Source organism: Ochrobactrum sp. P6BSIII (assembly GCF_014138065.1).
Taxonomy (GTDB): Bacteria; Pseudomonadota; Alphaproteobacteria; order Rhizobiales; family Rhizobiaceae; genus Brucella.
On sequence record NZ_JACGXB010000001.1, the window covers coordinates 452,005 to 465,883 of the forward strand.

Below are 13,879 nucleotides of genomic sequence, written 5' to 3' on the forward strand. Positions count from 1 at the left end.
AGTCGCTTGCGGCTGGCTATTAAAAATTCTGACAGGGCGTGACAAACCCCTCGCAATGCTGTATTGGCGCGTCTGTTCGGGGGAACCCGACATTGCAATACCTCGTTCGGGCCAAGCCCGAGACGTCCGTAAACCAATAAATGGTGTACCGCTCCTGCCTGATATTGAAGGCATAGCCGCAAGGCCAAGGATTGCTTGGCGGCAAGTGCAGAGCGCTCTGACTGTTTGAAAAGAACATAGAAGGAGTCAGACGATGACCGACATCATTCGTCAGCTTGAAGCCGAACAGGCAGCAAAGATCGAAGAAAAGCGCAAGCTTCCAGATTTCCAGCCGGGCGACACGGTTCGCGTTCAGGTTCGCGTTACCGAAGGTACGCGTACCCGCGTGCAGGCCTATGAAGGCGTCTGCATCGCTCGTTCGGGCGCTGGCCTCAACGAAAACTTCACCGTTCGCAAGATTTCGTACGGCGAAGGCGTAGAGCGCGTATTCCCGGTTTACTCGCCGATCGTTGAAGGCGTTGAGCTGGTTCGCCGCGGTAAGGTCCGTCGCGCCAAGCTTTACTACCTGCGTGGCCTCACCGGTAAGGCTGCCCGTATTTCTGAAAAGAAAGACAACCGCACCAAGGCTGAGCGCGAAGCTGACAAGGCTGCCGCTGCCAAGGCCGAAGCTGCCAAGACCGCTGCTGAATAAGTTTCAGTCAGAGATCTTTGAAAAAGGCGGCCTGTGGCCGCCTTTTTTATTTGCCAAATGCACCGCGACACATAATATCAGGCATAATTCTGCCCGCTTTGCGCAAGATTGTTACTGCGACACCCTGTTGCGGTTTCAGTTTCTTGACGAAACGCGACGGCAGGTGCATATGACAGGCCAAATTAAGAACCGTTCAAAGGAACTCTCGCAATGAGCGCGCCGCGTACACTTTATGACAAGATCTGGGACGACCATGTAGTGGATCAGCAGGAAGATGGTACCTGCCTCCTTTATATTGATCGCCATCTTGTGCACGAAGTGACGAGCCCGCAGGCTTTCGAAGGCCTGCGCATGGCTGGCCGTCCGGTGCGCCATCCCGAGAAGACGCTCGCCGTGGTCGATCACAACGTGCCGACTTCGAAAGATCGCGTTAACGGCATCAAGAACGAAGAAAGCCGCATTCAGGTTGAGGCTCTCGCCAAGAATGCTGCCGATTTCAACGTCGAATATTATTCCGAACGCGATCGCCGTCAGGGCGTCGTGCACATCGTTGGACCGGAACAGGGCTTCACCCTGCCGGGCATGACGATTGTCTGCGGCGATAGCCACACCTCGACCCATGGCGCATTCGGTTCGCTGGCGCATGGTATCGGTACGTCGGAAGTCGAGCATGTGCTCGCAACCCAGACGCTGATCCAGAAGAAAGCCAAGAACATGCTGGTGCGTGTCGATGGTGAACTGGCTCCCGGCGTCACCGCCAAGGACATCACGCTCGCCATCATCGGTGAAATCGGTACTGCAGGCGGCACCGGCTACGTGATCGAATATGCGGGCAGCGCCATTCGCTCGCTGTCGATGGAAGGTCGCATGACCGTCTGCAACATGTCGATTGAAGGTGGCGCACGCGCTGGTCTGATCGCTCCGGACGAAACGACCTTCGCCTATGTGCAGGACAAGCCGCGCGCGCCGAAGGGTGAAGCGCTGGAACAGGCTATCGGCTACTGGAAGACGTTGCATTCGGATGAAGGTGCGCATTTCGACAAGATCGTCGAGCTGGATGCCGCCAAGATTTCGCCGGTCGTCTCCTGGGGCTCTTCGCCGGAAGACGTTGTTTTCGTCACCGACATCGTTCCGAATCCGGACGAGATTAAGGACGAGACCAAGCGTGCATCGAAGTGGCGTGCGCTCGACTATATGGGTCTGAAGCCGGGCACCAAGATGACCGACATCAAGATCGACCGCGTCTTCATCGGTTCCTGCACCAATGGTCGTATCGAAGATCTGCGCGACGCAGCGCGTATGGCCGCTGGCAAGAAGGTTGCCGATGGCGTCAACGCGATGATCGTGCCGGGTTCGGGTCTCGTGAAGGAACAGGCGGAAGCTGAAGGCCTCGACAAGATCTTCATCGAAGCGGGTTTCGACTGGCGCGAGCCGGGCTGCTCCATGTGCCTTGCGATGAATGACGATCGTCTGAAGCCGGGTGAACGTTGCGCTTCGACCTCGAACCGTAACTTCGAAGGCCGTCAGGGCTTCAAGGGCCGCACCCATCTCGTATCGCCAGCCATGGCTGCCGCTGCTGCGATTGCCGGTCACTTCGTCGACATTCGCGACTGGAACTGAGTTCCGTAAGACACCGATTTGAAAAAGCCGCCGGAGCGATCCGGCGGCTTTTTCTTTATGCTCTGTTCTAAATAGAAATATCGAAAACAAATGCCTTAAACAGCACTGCTCTTATGAGCTTCTTCATGGTTTCCCCGCATATTCCATGTATATGCAAGTGCTGTTAGATTAGTGTTTTCTTATTTGACGCGCTTCGAACGGAAAAGGCATTCATGGGCGGAGCCGATTTCATTCTCATCATCAACATGACCGTATCCGGTCTGTTTGCCTTCGCGTTTTTCGGCATTGCCGTTTACGCGCAAGGCAATGCGGCTGCGCGCGTCTTCGCGATGGGCTTCGTTTTTGCGATGCTTTATTTCCTGACCGAGCTGGCGATGCCGTCCATGCCAAGCCCGCGTCTTGGCTATATGCTCGCCTTCGCGACCTATCTGATGACGCTGGTTTGCCTCGTCATCGGGCTGGCGCGCATGTATGTCGCTCCGGTGCCGTGGAAGATGCTCGGCCTGCTTGTGTTTCTTTCGCTGGTGATGATTTACGCCATTTACGGCATTGCGCGCAGCAGCTGGGCGGGTTTGTTTCTCTATCAGACGCCTTATTTTCTGGCCTTGGCGCTTGCCGTCTGGGTTATCCTGCGTTTCAGCAGGCGTGGTGCCGTCGATATGATGATGGCCGCGCTCTTTGCTTTGAGTGCGCTACATTTTCTCTTGAAACCCGTGCTCGCCGATGTGTCAGGTGGGGCGGGCAGCGAGCCGAACGATTATGTGAACACGGCCTATGCGCTTTTTGCCCAGTCGATTGGCGCAGGTCTATCGGTCGCGGCGGGGCTGCTGTTGCTGTTGAGCCTGATGCGTGAACTGCTTTCGGACATGACTATCCGTTCGGAAACGGATGAGCTGTCGGCCCTGCTCAATCGCCGTGGCTTTGCGTTGCGGGCGGAAGCGGCCATCGATAAATCGAAGCGGTCGCGGCAGGCCTTGTCGCTCGTGGTTTGCGATATCGACTATTTCAAATTGATAAATGACAATTACGGCCATGCGCTGGGCGACCGTGTCATTGCGGCCTTTGCTGCTGAATTGCGCAAGACGGCGGTTGCCCGAGGCGGTTTTGCGGCGCGTATGGGCGGAGAGGAATTTGCGGTTCTGCTGCCGGGAAACACCATTCAGTCGGCGTCACGCTGTGCCGATGGTATGCGTCTGGCATGCGGCACGATTAAAATTCCGAGCCATAGTGGCGATATCGATTTCACCGCCAGCTTCGGCGTTGCCGAGATGGAATTCGACGACATGTTTTCCGATCTCTACAAACGGGCTGACGGCGCGCTGTACGAGGCGAAAAAGGGCGGTCGCAATTGCGTGCGCGCAGCATCGCCGATCATCTCGGATGAGAATGTCGTGGAGTTTCGCCCGTCGGGCTCCGCCCGCACACGCGGATAATCCGGTTCAACAGCCCGGGTGATCCAGAACCGGCGTTTCGCCGCTATCCAGCCCATACATGAATGAGCGCCCGCGCAGAAGAACAGCGCTTTCACAGCTGCTGTTCGGAGGGCCGACGATATAGGCCACAGCCTTGTCTTGCGGCGCGGTGATGGTCGTCGTGCCCTGCGTCCGGCGCGGCATCTGCAATGTCGGGTCTTTATGCGCCGCACCAACACGGATGATCTTGGGGCCGCCATCCGCTTTCTGCATGATCAGGTTTCCCGATGCGTCGGCATAGCGCAATGTGGTGTCGGCGGATGCCGTCGCGACCCAGCCGGCAAGCGCAAGTGCACATGAAGCTATCAAGGCTGTTCTGTTTCGGTTTGCCATGGTGCGGTTTCACCTTTGCCGTCTGACGCAAAAAGAGTTTCCAGATCATCTTAACTCTTTCTTTACCTTTGTCATCGGTGCTGGCTACAATCGGATAAGTCTTTGGACGCAACTGCTTCGCCGCGTTGTGACCAAAGGCGACTTGAACCGCCCCGAAGGCCAAGGAATGTTCAATGACCAAAGATCATGCCGTCGATATTGCGCATCTTCATCTTCGTGATGCCCACGAATTTGCGCCGCTGCTTGCCAGCTATGCGCAGGCGCTGAAGCGTGGAGCGCCGCGCCGTCCCGACGATTATTATGCCGAGCATCTTTTGCAGGACCGCGCCACTGAAATTCTCGGCGCGCGTGTGGACGGGAACCTTGTCGGCTTCGTGATTTTCTACGATCTCCCGGAGCCGGTATCGGGCCTGCGCGCAGGGCAGGTGGATCATATCTATGTCCATCACGATCACCGGGGCAAAGGCATCGCCAAGGCGCTGATCGACCTGCTTGCCGACAAGGCGGAAGAACGCAGCTGGTCCAAGCTTGTGCTCAATGCGCCGCGCGTGCCGGAAGACGGTCGCAAGCTCTATGAGCAGATCGCGACGGCGGCTGACTGGTCGAGCTATGTGATTCGATTCGGCGCTTGATACGCCTTTGCTAAAGTTGATGAATTTACACATGTTTTTCGAAATTGCGGCCTTCAAACGATTGAAGGCCGCAATCACGTGAATGTGTCGCAAAGGTGCGACCAATTGTTAGTCTTTTCGTGAAAAAGCTTCTTTGACGTGATGGTAAAAGAGCAGTAGAAAGCGGCACATAAGGCCGTATTCCACGGTCTCGCCATATTTCTTGGGTCGTGCCGACGCAGGATCGGAAGTTCCGGTACCTTGCGTGAAGGGCGACTTCAAAACTGGGTTTTCAGAAACCCGCTATCCGGTACGCCTGGCCGATCATCGTCGGTGGGTATTGCCGGGGAGAAACGTCAGGGAAGCCCCACGAGAGGCCAACGAGAACCATGACACAACCGACCGTAACGCGTCAGCGTCCTTTGTCGCCGCACCTGTCCGTCTATAAGCCGGTCATCACGATGACGATGTCCATCGTGCATCGTATCACGGGCGGCGCTCTCTATTTCGGCACATTGCTGCTTGCAGCCTGGCTCATTTCCGCAGCCGTTGGCGAAGAGTGCTTCAATGCCGTCAACGCCGTTTTCGGCTCCTGGATCGGCCAGCTCGTTCTGTTCGGCTACACCTGGGCGCTGCTGCACCATCTGGCTGGCGGCGTTCGCCACTTCATCTGGGATACCGGCGCCGGTCTTGAAAAGCACACCGCTTCCAAGATTGCCTGGGCAACGGTTGTCTTCTCGGTCATCGCTACGATCCTCGTCTGGGTCGTCGCTTACTCGGTGCGCTAGGAGGCTGATCCCATGAGCGGTTCGAATAACGATATGCGTACGCCTCTTGGCAAGGTTCGCGGTCTTGGCTCCGCCAAGAAAGGCACCAGCCATTTCTGGTATCAGCGCATGACGGCGGTGGCTCTGGTGCCGCTGGTTCTCTTTTTCATCGGCCTGGTGATTTCGCTCAATGGCGCAAGCTTTGCGGAAGTCCGGGCCGCTCTCTCGCATCCCCTTACCGCGATTATCATGGCGCTGTTCGTTTTGACCGGCGTCTATCACATGCGTTTGGGCATGCAGGTCATTATCGAAGATTATGTGCATGGCGAAGGCATGAAGATCGTGCTGGTGATGCTGAACACCTTCTTTGCGGCGGTGGTTGGTTTTGCCTGCGTTTTCGCGATCCTCAAGCTCAGCTTCGGAGGTTGATAGCCCGATGGCTAGTGCAGAAAAGAATGCAGCTCCTGCTGCGGGCGAAAAGTCCTACAAGTTTGTCGATCACAAGTTCGACGTTGTCGTGGTTGGCGCCGGTGGCGCTGGTCTGCGCGCCACGCTCGGCATGGCCGAACAGGGCCTGAAGACAGCCTGTATCACGAAGGTTTTCCCGACCCGTTCGCATACGGTTGCGGCGCAGGGCGGCATTGCCGCCTCGCTGAAGAATATGGGCCCGGACAGCTGGCAGTGGCACATGTACGATACCGTCAAGGGATCGGACTGGCTCGGCGATACCGATGCGATGGAATATCTGGCGCGTGAAGCGCCTGCCGCCGTCTACGAGCTGGAGCACTATGGTGTGCCGTTCTCGCGTACGGAAGAAGGCAAGATTTACCAGCGTCCGTTCGGCGGCCACATGCAGAATTTCGGCGACGGTCCTCCGGTTCAGCGCACCTGCGCTGCCGCTGACCGTACCGGCCACGCCATCCTGCACACGCTTTACGGCCAGAGCCTGAAGAACAACGCACAGTTCTTCATCGAATATTTCGCGCTCGACCTGATCATGACCGACGGTGTCTGCACCGGCGTCGTGGCGTGGAACCTCGATGACGGCACCATTCATCGCTTCTCCGCCAAGATGGTGGTTCTGGCGACGGGCGGTTATGGTCGCTCCTACTTCTCGGCCACCTCGGCCCATACCTGCACCGGCGACGGCGGCGGCATGGCTGCGCGCGCTGGCCTGCCGCTTCAGGATATGGAATTCGTTCAGTTCCATCCGACCGGCATTTACGGCGCAGGCTGCCTCATCACTGAAGGCGCACGCGGCGAAGGCGGCTATCTGGTCAATTCCGAAGGCGAGCGCTTTATGGAGCGCTATGCACCATCGGCCAAGGATCTTGCCTCGCGTGACGTGGTTTCGCGCTGCATGACCATGGAAATCCGCGCCGGTCGTGGCGTCGGCAAGGCCAAGGATCACATCTTCCTGCATCTTGACCATCTCGATCCCGCCGTTCTGCATGAACGCCTCCCGGGCATCTCCGAGTCGGCCAAGATTTTCGCAGGCGTGGACGTGACCAAGGAGCCGATCCCGGTTCTGCCAACGGTTCACTACAATATGGGCGGCATTCCAACCAATTACTGGGGCGAAGTGCTGAACCCGACGCCGGAAGATCCGGATCGCGTCCAGCCGGGCCTGATGGCTGTCGGCGAAGCGGGCTGCGCTTCGGTCCACGGTGCAAACCGTCTCGGCTCCAACTCGCTGATCGACCTTGTGGTGTTCGGTCGTGCGGCGGCGATCCGCGCTGGCGAAGTCATCGACCGCGCCGCGAAGATCCCGGACATCAACGAAGCCGCAGTCGAAAAGATCATGGATCGTTTCCATCGCCTGCGTTACGCCAACGGCTCGACGCCGACGGCAGAGCTGCGCGAAAAGATGCAGCGCACCATGCAGGAAGATGCCGCCGTGTTCCGCACGTCGGAATCGCTCAAGCAGGGTTGCGAGCGCATGGAAAAGCTCTGGCACGAACTGCCGGATATCAAGGTTTCCGACCGCTCGATGATCTGGAACTCCGATCTTGTCGAAACGCTCGAACTTGAAAACCTCATGGCCAACGCGTTGACGACCGTTGTTTCGGCGGAAGCGCGCCATGAAAGCCGCGGCGCTCACGCGCATGAGGATTTCCCGGACCGTAACGATGCCGAGTGGCGCAAGCACACCCTGTCCTGGCTCTCGCCGGACGGCAAGGTGACGCTCGGTTATCGCGCCGTTCACCTCGATCCGCTCACGACGGAAGAAGAAGGTGGCATCAGCCTCGCCAAGATTGCGCCGAAGAAGCGCGTTTACTGATTAAGGGAAAGAGCAATGGTTGAACTCGCACTTCCCAAGAATTCCCGCATGCAGGAGGGCAAGACCTGGCCCCGTCCTGATGGCGCAAAGCGCGTCACGGAATTCCGTATTTATCGCTGGTCGCCGGACGACGACGCCAATCCGAGCATCGACACCTATTATGTCGATCGCGACGATTGCGGCCCGATGGTTCTGGACGGTCTGCTCTATATCAAGAACAAGATCGATCCGACGCTGACGCTGCGCCGTTCGTGCCGTGAAGGCATTTGCGGTTCCTGCGCGATGAACATCGACGGCGCCAATACGCTGGCCTGCACCAAGGGCATGGACGACATCAAGGGGACCATCAAGGTTTACCCGCTGCCGCACATGCCAGTGGTCAAGGATCTCGTTCCGGACCTCAACAACTTCTACGCCCAGCACCGTTCCATTGAGCCTTGGCTCAAGACGGTTTCGCCGGAGCCGCAGAAGGAATGGCTGCAGAGCCATGATGACCGCCAGAAGCTGGACGGTCTTTATGAGTGCATTCTGTGCGCCTGCTGCTCGACTTCGTGCCCGAGCTACTGGTGGAACGGCGACCGTTACCTCGGCCCGGCTGTGCTGCTTCAGGCCTATCGCTGGCTGATCGACAGTCGCGACGAAGCCAAGGGCGAACGCCTCGACAATCTTGAGGATCCGTTCCGTCTCTATCGCTGCCACACGATCATGAACTGCGCGCAGACCTGCCCGAAGGGATTGAACCCGGCCAAGGCGATTGCCGAAATCAAGAAGATGATGGTCGAGCGCCGCGTGTAATCGCGGCAACTATCAGTCTAAACGCGCAAAGGGGAAGGCTGTTGCCTTCCCCTTTTTCTTTGTCAGGATTCCCGTGAGGACTATGCACTCATTGATTGCATGGTCTTGACCTTTACGTTGCCGCCGATATGTCTTGAGATAACAAGGCAGCACGGAGAATGGGCAATCATGCTCGACCATATTGGCTTCAACATTTCCAGCATGCCCAAGTCGCGCAAATTCTATGATGAGGCGCTTGCCCCATTGGGCATTACCCGCGCCATGGAATTCGGTGACTGGGTCGGATATGGGCGCAATGGCAAGCCGGAATTCTGGATCGGCAAGCAGAAGGGCGCGAAACTGGAAGGCGTTCTGCATGTCGCCTTTTCGGCTGGCACGCGTTCGGAAGTGGATCGCTTCTATGAAGCGGCCATTGCAGCCGGCGGCAGCGACAATGGCAAGCCGGGCCTTCGCGCCGATTACCATCCCGATTATTATGCGGCCTTCGTGACGGATCCAGACGGGCACAATATCGAGGCCGTCTGTCATCTGCCGGAATAAAAGGCGGGTTCCTCAGAGCGCGTTCGATCTGATTGGATCAGATCGGCGCTCTAAGGGTTTGTTCTAACGCGCATCTTTTCCGATCGAAGCAGGATCAGAAATCAGTCCAGTGGACTGATTTCCCTGCGGAGGCGTTTCACACTTTTCGGGATGCGCTCAAAAGCCCGTCTTTGGCGATCTCAGACCAGTTTCGCGTCCAGCGTCACTTCGATTGCGCCGAGCGCCTTAGAAAGCGGGCAGGATTCCTTTGCCTTCTTCGCAAGGCTGTCGAAATCATCAGAGGAAATGCCCGGAATCTTGGCATTGAGCGTTAGTGCGCTGCGGGTAATCTCAAAACCGCCACCCGAGGCAGGGCCGATGCTGACCACTGCCGTTGCTTCCAGCTTTTCCGCCGGGGTGCCGTTCTGCGTCAGCAAGGCGGAAAGCTGCATCGCAAAGCAGCCCGCATGTGCTGCGCCAAGAAGCTCTTCAGGATTGGTTCCTGCGCGCCCGCTTTCATCTTCGAAACGGGCCTTGAAATCATAGGGAAGGTCTTTCAGCGCCCCGCTCTGGGTGTTGAGCGTGCCTTTGCCTTCCTTGAGCGTGCCTTGCCAGACTGCCGTTGCTTTTCTATCCATGGGGAAGCTCCTCTCGGTGATTGTCCGTCACGGATATAGGGCGCTTGGCCGTAGCTTCCAGCGATTAACAGGCGGCAATCTGAGAGCAGGCGGTCAGATCGACTGGCCTTTCAACAGGCGCGGTGTTTCGCCGGAAAGCCCGGCGGCCTGCTTGATGAAGAAGGACTTCAGGCTGGGGACACGATCCACGAGACCGAGACCAATATCGCGGATGGAGCGGATGGCCGGGTTGTCGTTGGAAAACAGCTTGGTGAGAACGTCGGTCGTCACACCCATCTGCACCGTGTCGAACCGACGCCAGGACTGGTAGCGTTCGAGTGCTGCGAATGATCCGATATCGAGGCCGAGACGATCCGTTTCGACGATGACTTCGGCAATGGCTGCCGCATCGCGGAAACCAAGATTGAGACCTTGTCCGGCAATCGGGTGGATGCGATGCGCTGCATCGCCGACGAGGGCAAAGCGCGGCTTTACGAATTCGCGCGCCAGCGTCAGGCCAAGCGGGAAGGCGCGGCGTGGACCTTCGACATGCAGCGCGCCGAGACGGTGGCCAAAACGCTGTTCCAGTTCGGCCTCGAAGACGAAATCATCTTCGCGGATCAGGCGGTCGGCATCAGCGGTGCGTTCGGTCCACACCAGCGAACTGCGATTGCCCTTGAGCGGCAGGATGGCAAAAGGCCCGGCAGGCAGGAAATGCTCGTCGGCGCGTCCGCCATGCGGCTTTTCATGCGACACGTTGCAGACGATACCGGACTGGCCGTAGTCCCAGTTGACGGTCTTGATGCCCGCCTGATCGCGCAGGCGCGAGCGCGCGCCATCGGCAGCAATCAGAAGCCGGGTCTCGATTGTGTTGCCATCGGAAAGCGCGACGGCCACGGTTTCCGGCTTGGTTTCAAAGCCGTTCACGCTGGTTGCTTCGAGAAAGCTGATGCCGAGTGCATCGGCCTTGTTATGCAGAGCGGTGTTGAGAACGCCATTTTCGACCATATGGGCAAAGGGCTCACCCGGGTCCACATCGCCTGAAAAGGTCAGGAAAACGGGTCGCACCGGGTCGGATACGCGCGAATCGGTGATGACCATTTCGGTGATTGGCTGCGCCTCAGGCACGATTTCCTGCCAACAGCCGAGCTTGTCGAGCATGCGCGATGCGGCAGCCGCAATCGAAGAGGCGCGCGGGTCGGTCTTCCAGGCGCCAGCGGGCGCACCGTCGACAACCGTAACGGAAAGATGCGGCGCCGCAGACTTGACCGCGACCGCCGTGACGAGGCCGACATAACCGCCGCCGGCGATCAGCAGGTCGGTGTTGCTGGTGCTTGTCTGTTTGGATTTCGCAGCCATCAGTTCGTCCTTTCCGGAAAGCCTATACCATGCTTGTGCGCTTCTGGCACAAATACGGCAAGAGTGAAGCCGATATTTTGCCGCGGCACTGTAAGGCATGTTCGCAAGGAGGCGGAACTCTAAAAGCAGCCGCGCCACTTGACAGATTTCTGCGGTCGGGAACAAACATGAGCCATAGGTTTATTAGGTTCATATAGGGTCGCAGGAGTTAGGCTGTCCATGTCCGATCGCGAAAAGTCCGAATATCAGCAGTCCGATGCCAAGCCTGTCGCAGGGCCTGTCTCAGGCGAGAGCGCAGGCCAGACCGCTTCCATGCGCGAGTTGCTTTCGACACTCGATCTGGAAACGCTGGAGATGGATCTGTTTCGCGGCAACAGCCCGCAAGTGGGCTGGCAGCGTGTATTCGGCGGTCAGGTGATCGGTCAGGCGCTGATTGCGGCCCAAAGGACGGTGGAACCAGAGCGGCATGTGCATTCGCTGCATGGCTATTTCGTGCGTCCCGGCGATCCGGCAATTCCGATCATCTATGAAGTGGATCGTATTCGTGACGGGTCGAGCTTCAATACGCGGCGCGTGCTCGCCAAACAGCACGGCAAGGCCATCTTCACGCTGTCGGCTTCGTTTCAGGTGGATGAGGGCGGTCTCGATCATCAGATCACCATGCCTGAAGGGTTGCCTTTGCCAGAACAATTGCTCGGCGATCGCGACATCAAGGAGCAATATCTGCATCTTGCTCCGGCCAATGTCCGCAAATATTGGGAGCGGGAGCGGCCAATCGAGATCAAGCCAGTCCAGCTCACGCATTATTTCTCGCGGGAGAAGCTGGAGCCCGTGCAGCATGTCTGGGTGCGCGCAAACGGTATTGTCCCTGATGATCGGGCACTTCAGGCGGCAATTCTCGCCTATCTGTCGGATATGACGCTTCTCGACACCTCGCTGCATCCGCATGGGCGCTCGATCTTCGATCGTGATCTTCAGGCGGCAAGCCTTGATCATGCCATGTGGTTTCATCGTCCGTTCAAGCTGGATGACTGGCTGCTTTATACGCAGGACACGCCGAGCGCTTCGGGGGCTCGCGGGTTCAATCGCGGCGCGCTTTATACGCGGGATGGTATTCTGGTGGCTTCCGTTGCACAGGAAGGGCTAATTCGTGTGCACGAAAAGAAGGAATGATTAAATATTAATCGCGCAGGTTATTGCTGTATAAATATTGTGCAATTCGATGGTAGGCCGTAAAGTTCAGCGCTTCCACAGGGCGCTGAAAAACTGAATCGCCAGAATCACTTAGCCTGAATTTGCTTAAACCTCCGGCAGAAAAGCCCGGCTTTTCGGGTTCTCTCGGAACCCGTAATACTCGGCTTCACAAAAAAATCACATTTTGTGCCGCGCATTTCTGCAACTGGCACGATTTTTGTTTCTCTCTGTTTGAACCGGTCTTTCCAGCGCATACGCGTTTGAAACCGCCATTCGACGGAGATATTCGATGCTCATAACAGGAAGAATCAAGCCAGCAGCTCTTTTGGCCACTTTGCCTGCGCTTGTCGCCATGGCTGGAATGGCGTTGGCTCAGGACGCCGCAGCCCCTGCGGCACCCACGCCCACTCTCGATACGGGCGATACGGCCTGGATGCTGACGTCAACCGCGCTTGTGTTGATGATGACCATTCCGGGCCTTGCGCTGTTCTATGGCGGCATGGTGCGCAAGAAGAACGTGCTGTCCACGGTGATGCAGAGCTTTGCCATCACCTGCCTCATGTCCGTGCTGTGGATGGTCGCTGGCTATTCGCTCGCCTTCACGGATGGCGGTTCGATGAATTCGTACATCGGCGGTCTGTCGAAGGCCTTCTTCTCCGGCGTAACGATGGAATCGCTGACCGGCACCATCCCGGAATATGTTTTCATCACCTTCCAGATGACCTTCGCGATCATCACGCCTGCGCTGATTGCCGGTTCGTTTGCTGAACGCATGAAGTTCTCGTCCATGCTGGTCTTCCTGACCCTGTGGCTCTTCATCGTCTATATCCCGGTCGCGCATTGGGTCTGGGGCGGCGGTTTCATGGCTTCCGATGGTGTTCTCGACTTTGCCGGCGGTACGGTCGTTCACATCAACGCCGGTGTTGCCGGTCTGGTGGCTGCACTCATCCTCGGCAAGCGTGACGGCTACGGCCACACCAACATGGCCCCGCATAACCTCGTTCTCTCGGTCATCGGCGCCGCCCTTCTGTGGGTGGGCTGGTTCGGTTTCAACGCTGGTTCTGCCGCTGGCGCGAATGCACTGGCTGGCGTCGCCATGCTCAACACGCAGGTTGCGACTGCCGGTGCGGCTCTGGCCTGGATGTTCGTGGAATGGGCTGTTGCCGGTAAGCCAAGCGTGCTCGGCATTATTTCGGGCGCCGTTGCCGGTCTCGTTGCGATCACGCCTGCTGCCGGTTTCGTCAACCCGACGGGCGCGCTCATCATCGGCATCGTCGCTGGCGCGATCTGCTACATTGCAGCCGTCAAGATCAAGCACGCTCTCGGCTATGACGACTCGCTCGATGCGTTCGGCGTCCATGGCGTTGGCGGTTTCGTTGGTGCGGTTCTGACCGGTTTCTTCGCAGACGCCACCATCAATGCAGCTGGCGAAGGTGCCACGATGGGCAAGCAGTTCTTCGGTGCTGCCGTAACCGTCGTTTACACCGCAATCGCTACGGCCATCATCCTCTACGTGGTCAAGGCTGTGATGGGCTTGCGTCCAAGCAAGCAGGCCGAAATCGAGGGTCTCGATATCTCTTTGCACGGCGAATCTGTTCATTAAGAACAATTCTCCCAAGA

The 13,879-nt window shown here is 57.8% G+C and carries 14 protein-coding genes; 11 read left to right on the plus strand and 3 right to left on the minus strand.

What is annotated here, in order from left to right:
- Positions 1-253 precede the first annotated feature (253 nt).
- The 3 genes from rplS (at position 254) to FHW00_RS02065 (ending at position 3,744) form a co-directional block, all read left to right on the plus strand.
- Positions 254-691, plus strand: coding sequence for a 50S ribosomal protein L19 (gene rplS, locus FHW00_RS02055; protein ID WP_078337559.1), 438 nt, complete (start codon positions 254-256; stop codon positions 689-691).
- Positions 692-901: 210 nt separating this feature from the next.
- On the plus strand, positions 902-2,311 hold the full coding sequence (gene leuC / locus FHW00_RS02060; RefSeq protein WP_078337558.1) for a 3-isopropylmalate dehydratase large subunit: 1,410 nt from the start codon (positions 902-904) through the stop codon (positions 2,309-2,311).
- A gap of 212 nt (positions 2,312-2,523) precedes the next feature.
- Positions 2,524-3,744, plus strand: coding sequence for a GGDEF domain-containing protein (locus FHW00_RS02065; RefSeq protein ID WP_078337557.1), 1,221 nt, complete (start codon positions 2,524-2,526; stop codon positions 3,742-3,744).
- 6 nt (positions 3,745-3,750) lie between these two features.
- Here the strand turns inward: FHW00_RS02065 and FHW00_RS02070 are convergent, their stop codons facing one another.
- Positions 3,751-4,092 (minus strand): hypothetical protein, encoded by a 342-nt coding sequence (locus FHW00_RS02070; protein ID WP_445557885.1) that lies wholly within the window; start codon positions 4,090-4,092, stop codon positions 3,751-3,753.
- A 197-nt stretch (positions 4,093-4,289) separates the two neighbouring features.
- Here FHW00_RS02070 and FHW00_RS02075 point away from each other — a divergent pair, with 197 nt between their 5' ends.
- The 6 genes from FHW00_RS02075 to FHW00_RS02100 all read left to right on the plus strand — a co-directional run bounded on the left by FHW00_RS02075 (position 4,290) and on the right by FHW00_RS02100 (position 9,110).
- Complete coding sequence (locus FHW00_RS02075; RefSeq protein ID WP_078337555.1) at positions 4,290-4,748, plus strand: GNAT family N-acetyltransferase; 459 nt, start codon at positions 4,290-4,292, stop codon at positions 4,746-4,748.
- 368 nt (positions 4,749-5,116) lie between these two features.
- Positions 5,117-5,515 (plus strand): succinate dehydrogenase, cytochrome b556 subunit, encoded by a 399-nt coding sequence (sdhC, locus tag FHW00_RS02080; RefSeq protein WP_078337554.1) that lies wholly within the window; start codon positions 5,117-5,119, stop codon positions 5,513-5,515.
- A gap of 12 nt (positions 5,516-5,527) precedes the next feature.
- The gene (gene sdhD / locus FHW00_RS02085) at positions 5,528-5,923 is read left to right on the plus strand and encodes a succinate dehydrogenase, hydrophobic membrane anchor protein (protein ID WP_078337553.1); all 396 of its coding nucleotides are present in this window, start codon (positions 5,528-5,530) and stop codon (positions 5,921-5,923) included.
- 7 nt (positions 5,924-5,930) lie between these two features.
- Positions 5,931-7,775, plus strand: coding sequence for a succinate dehydrogenase flavoprotein subunit (gene sdhA / locus FHW00_RS02090; RefSeq protein ID WP_078337552.1), 1,845 nt, complete (start codon positions 5,931-5,933; stop codon positions 7,773-7,775).
- Between the two features lie 15 nt (positions 7,776-7,790).
- A complete protein-coding gene (locus FHW00_RS02095) occupies positions 7,791-8,570 on the plus strand; it encodes a succinate dehydrogenase iron-sulfur subunit (protein ID WP_078337551.1) in 780 nt (259 codons plus the stop codon).
- 168 nt (positions 8,571-8,738) lie between these two features.
- On the plus strand, positions 8,739-9,110 hold the full coding sequence (locus tag FHW00_RS02100; protein WP_078337550.1) for a VOC family protein: 372 nt from the start codon (positions 8,739-8,741) through the stop codon (positions 9,108-9,110).
- A 179-nt stretch (positions 9,111-9,289) separates the two neighbouring features.
- On the opposite strand, the gene FHW00_RS02105 is transcribed toward FHW00_RS02100, so the two are convergent.
- Positions 9,290-9,727: an OsmC family protein gene (locus FHW00_RS02105; protein WP_078337549.1), complete on the minus strand. Its 438-nt coding sequence runs from the start codon at positions 9,725-9,727 to the stop codon at positions 9,290-9,292.
- Between the two features lie 93 nt (positions 9,728-9,820).
- The gene (locus FHW00_RS02110) at positions 9,821-11,065 is read right to left on the minus strand and encodes a ubiquinone biosynthesis hydroxylase (protein WP_078337548.1); all 1,245 of its coding nucleotides are present in this window, start codon (positions 11,063-11,065) and stop codon (positions 9,821-9,823) included.
- 219 nt (positions 11,066-11,284) lie between these two features.
- Here FHW00_RS02110 and tesB point away from each other — a divergent pair, with 219 nt between their 5' ends.
- Both tesB and FHW00_RS02120 read left to right on the plus strand, forming a co-directional pair.
- Positions 11,285-12,238: an acyl-CoA thioesterase II gene (tesB, locus tag FHW00_RS02115; protein ID WP_078337547.1), complete on the plus strand. Its 954-nt coding sequence runs from the start codon at positions 11,285-11,287 to the stop codon at positions 12,236-12,238.
- Positions 12,239-12,548: 310 nt separating this feature from the next.
- Positions 12,549-13,862, plus strand: coding sequence for an ammonium transporter (locus tag FHW00_RS02120; protein ID WP_078337545.1), 1,314 nt, complete (start codon positions 12,549-12,551; stop codon positions 13,860-13,862).
- The last annotated feature ends 17 nt before the right edge of the window (positions 13,863-13,879 follow it).

Excerpts from the sequence above, each read along its gene's own strand:
- rplS (WP_078337559.1), top strand. The coding sequence starts at position 254 with ATGACCGACATCATTCGTCAGCTTGAAGCCGAACAGGCAGCAAAGATC.
- leuC (WP_078337558.1), top strand. The coding sequence starts at position 902 with ATGAGCGCGCCGCGTACACTTTATGACAAGATCTGGGACGACCATGTA.
- FHW00_RS02065 (WP_078337557.1), top strand. The coding sequence starts at position 2,524 with ATGGGCGGAGCCGATTTCATTCTCATCATCAACATGACCGTATCCGGT.
- FHW00_RS02075 (WP_078337555.1), top strand. The coding sequence starts at position 4,290 with ATGACCAAAGATCATGCCGTCGATATTGCGCATCTTCATCTTCGTGAT.
- sdhC (WP_078337554.1), top strand. The coding sequence starts at position 5,117 with ATGACACAACCGACCGTAACGCGTCAGCGTCCTTTGTCGCCGCACCTG.
- sdhD (WP_078337553.1), top strand. The coding sequence starts at position 5,528 with ATGAGCGGTTCGAATAACGATATGCGTACGCCTCTTGGCAAGGTTCGC.
- sdhA (WP_078337552.1), top strand. The coding sequence starts at position 5,931 with ATGGCTAGTGCAGAAAAGAATGCAGCTCCTGCTGCGGGCGAAAAGTCC.
- FHW00_RS02095 (WP_078337551.1), top strand. The coding sequence starts at position 7,791 with ATGGTTGAACTCGCACTTCCCAAGAATTCCCGCATGCAGGAGGGCAAG.
- FHW00_RS02100 (WP_078337550.1), top strand. The coding sequence starts at position 8,739 with ATGCTCGACCATATTGGCTTCAACATTTCCAGCATGCCCAAGTCGCGC.
- FHW00_RS02105 (WP_078337549.1), bottom strand. The coding sequence starts at position 9,727 with ATGGATAGAAAAGCAACGGCAGTCTGGCAAGGCACGCTCAAGGAAGGC.
- FHW00_RS02110 (WP_078337548.1), bottom strand. The coding sequence starts at position 11,065 with ATGGCTGCGAAATCCAAACAGACAAGCACCAGCAACACCGACCTGCTG.
- tesB (WP_078337547.1), top strand. The coding sequence starts at position 11,285 with ATGTCCGATCGCGAAAAGTCCGAATATCAGCAGTCCGATGCCAAGCCT.
- FHW00_RS02120 (WP_078337545.1), top strand. The coding sequence starts at position 12,549 with ATGCTCATAACAGGAAGAATCAAGCCAGCAGCTCTTTTGGCCACTTTG.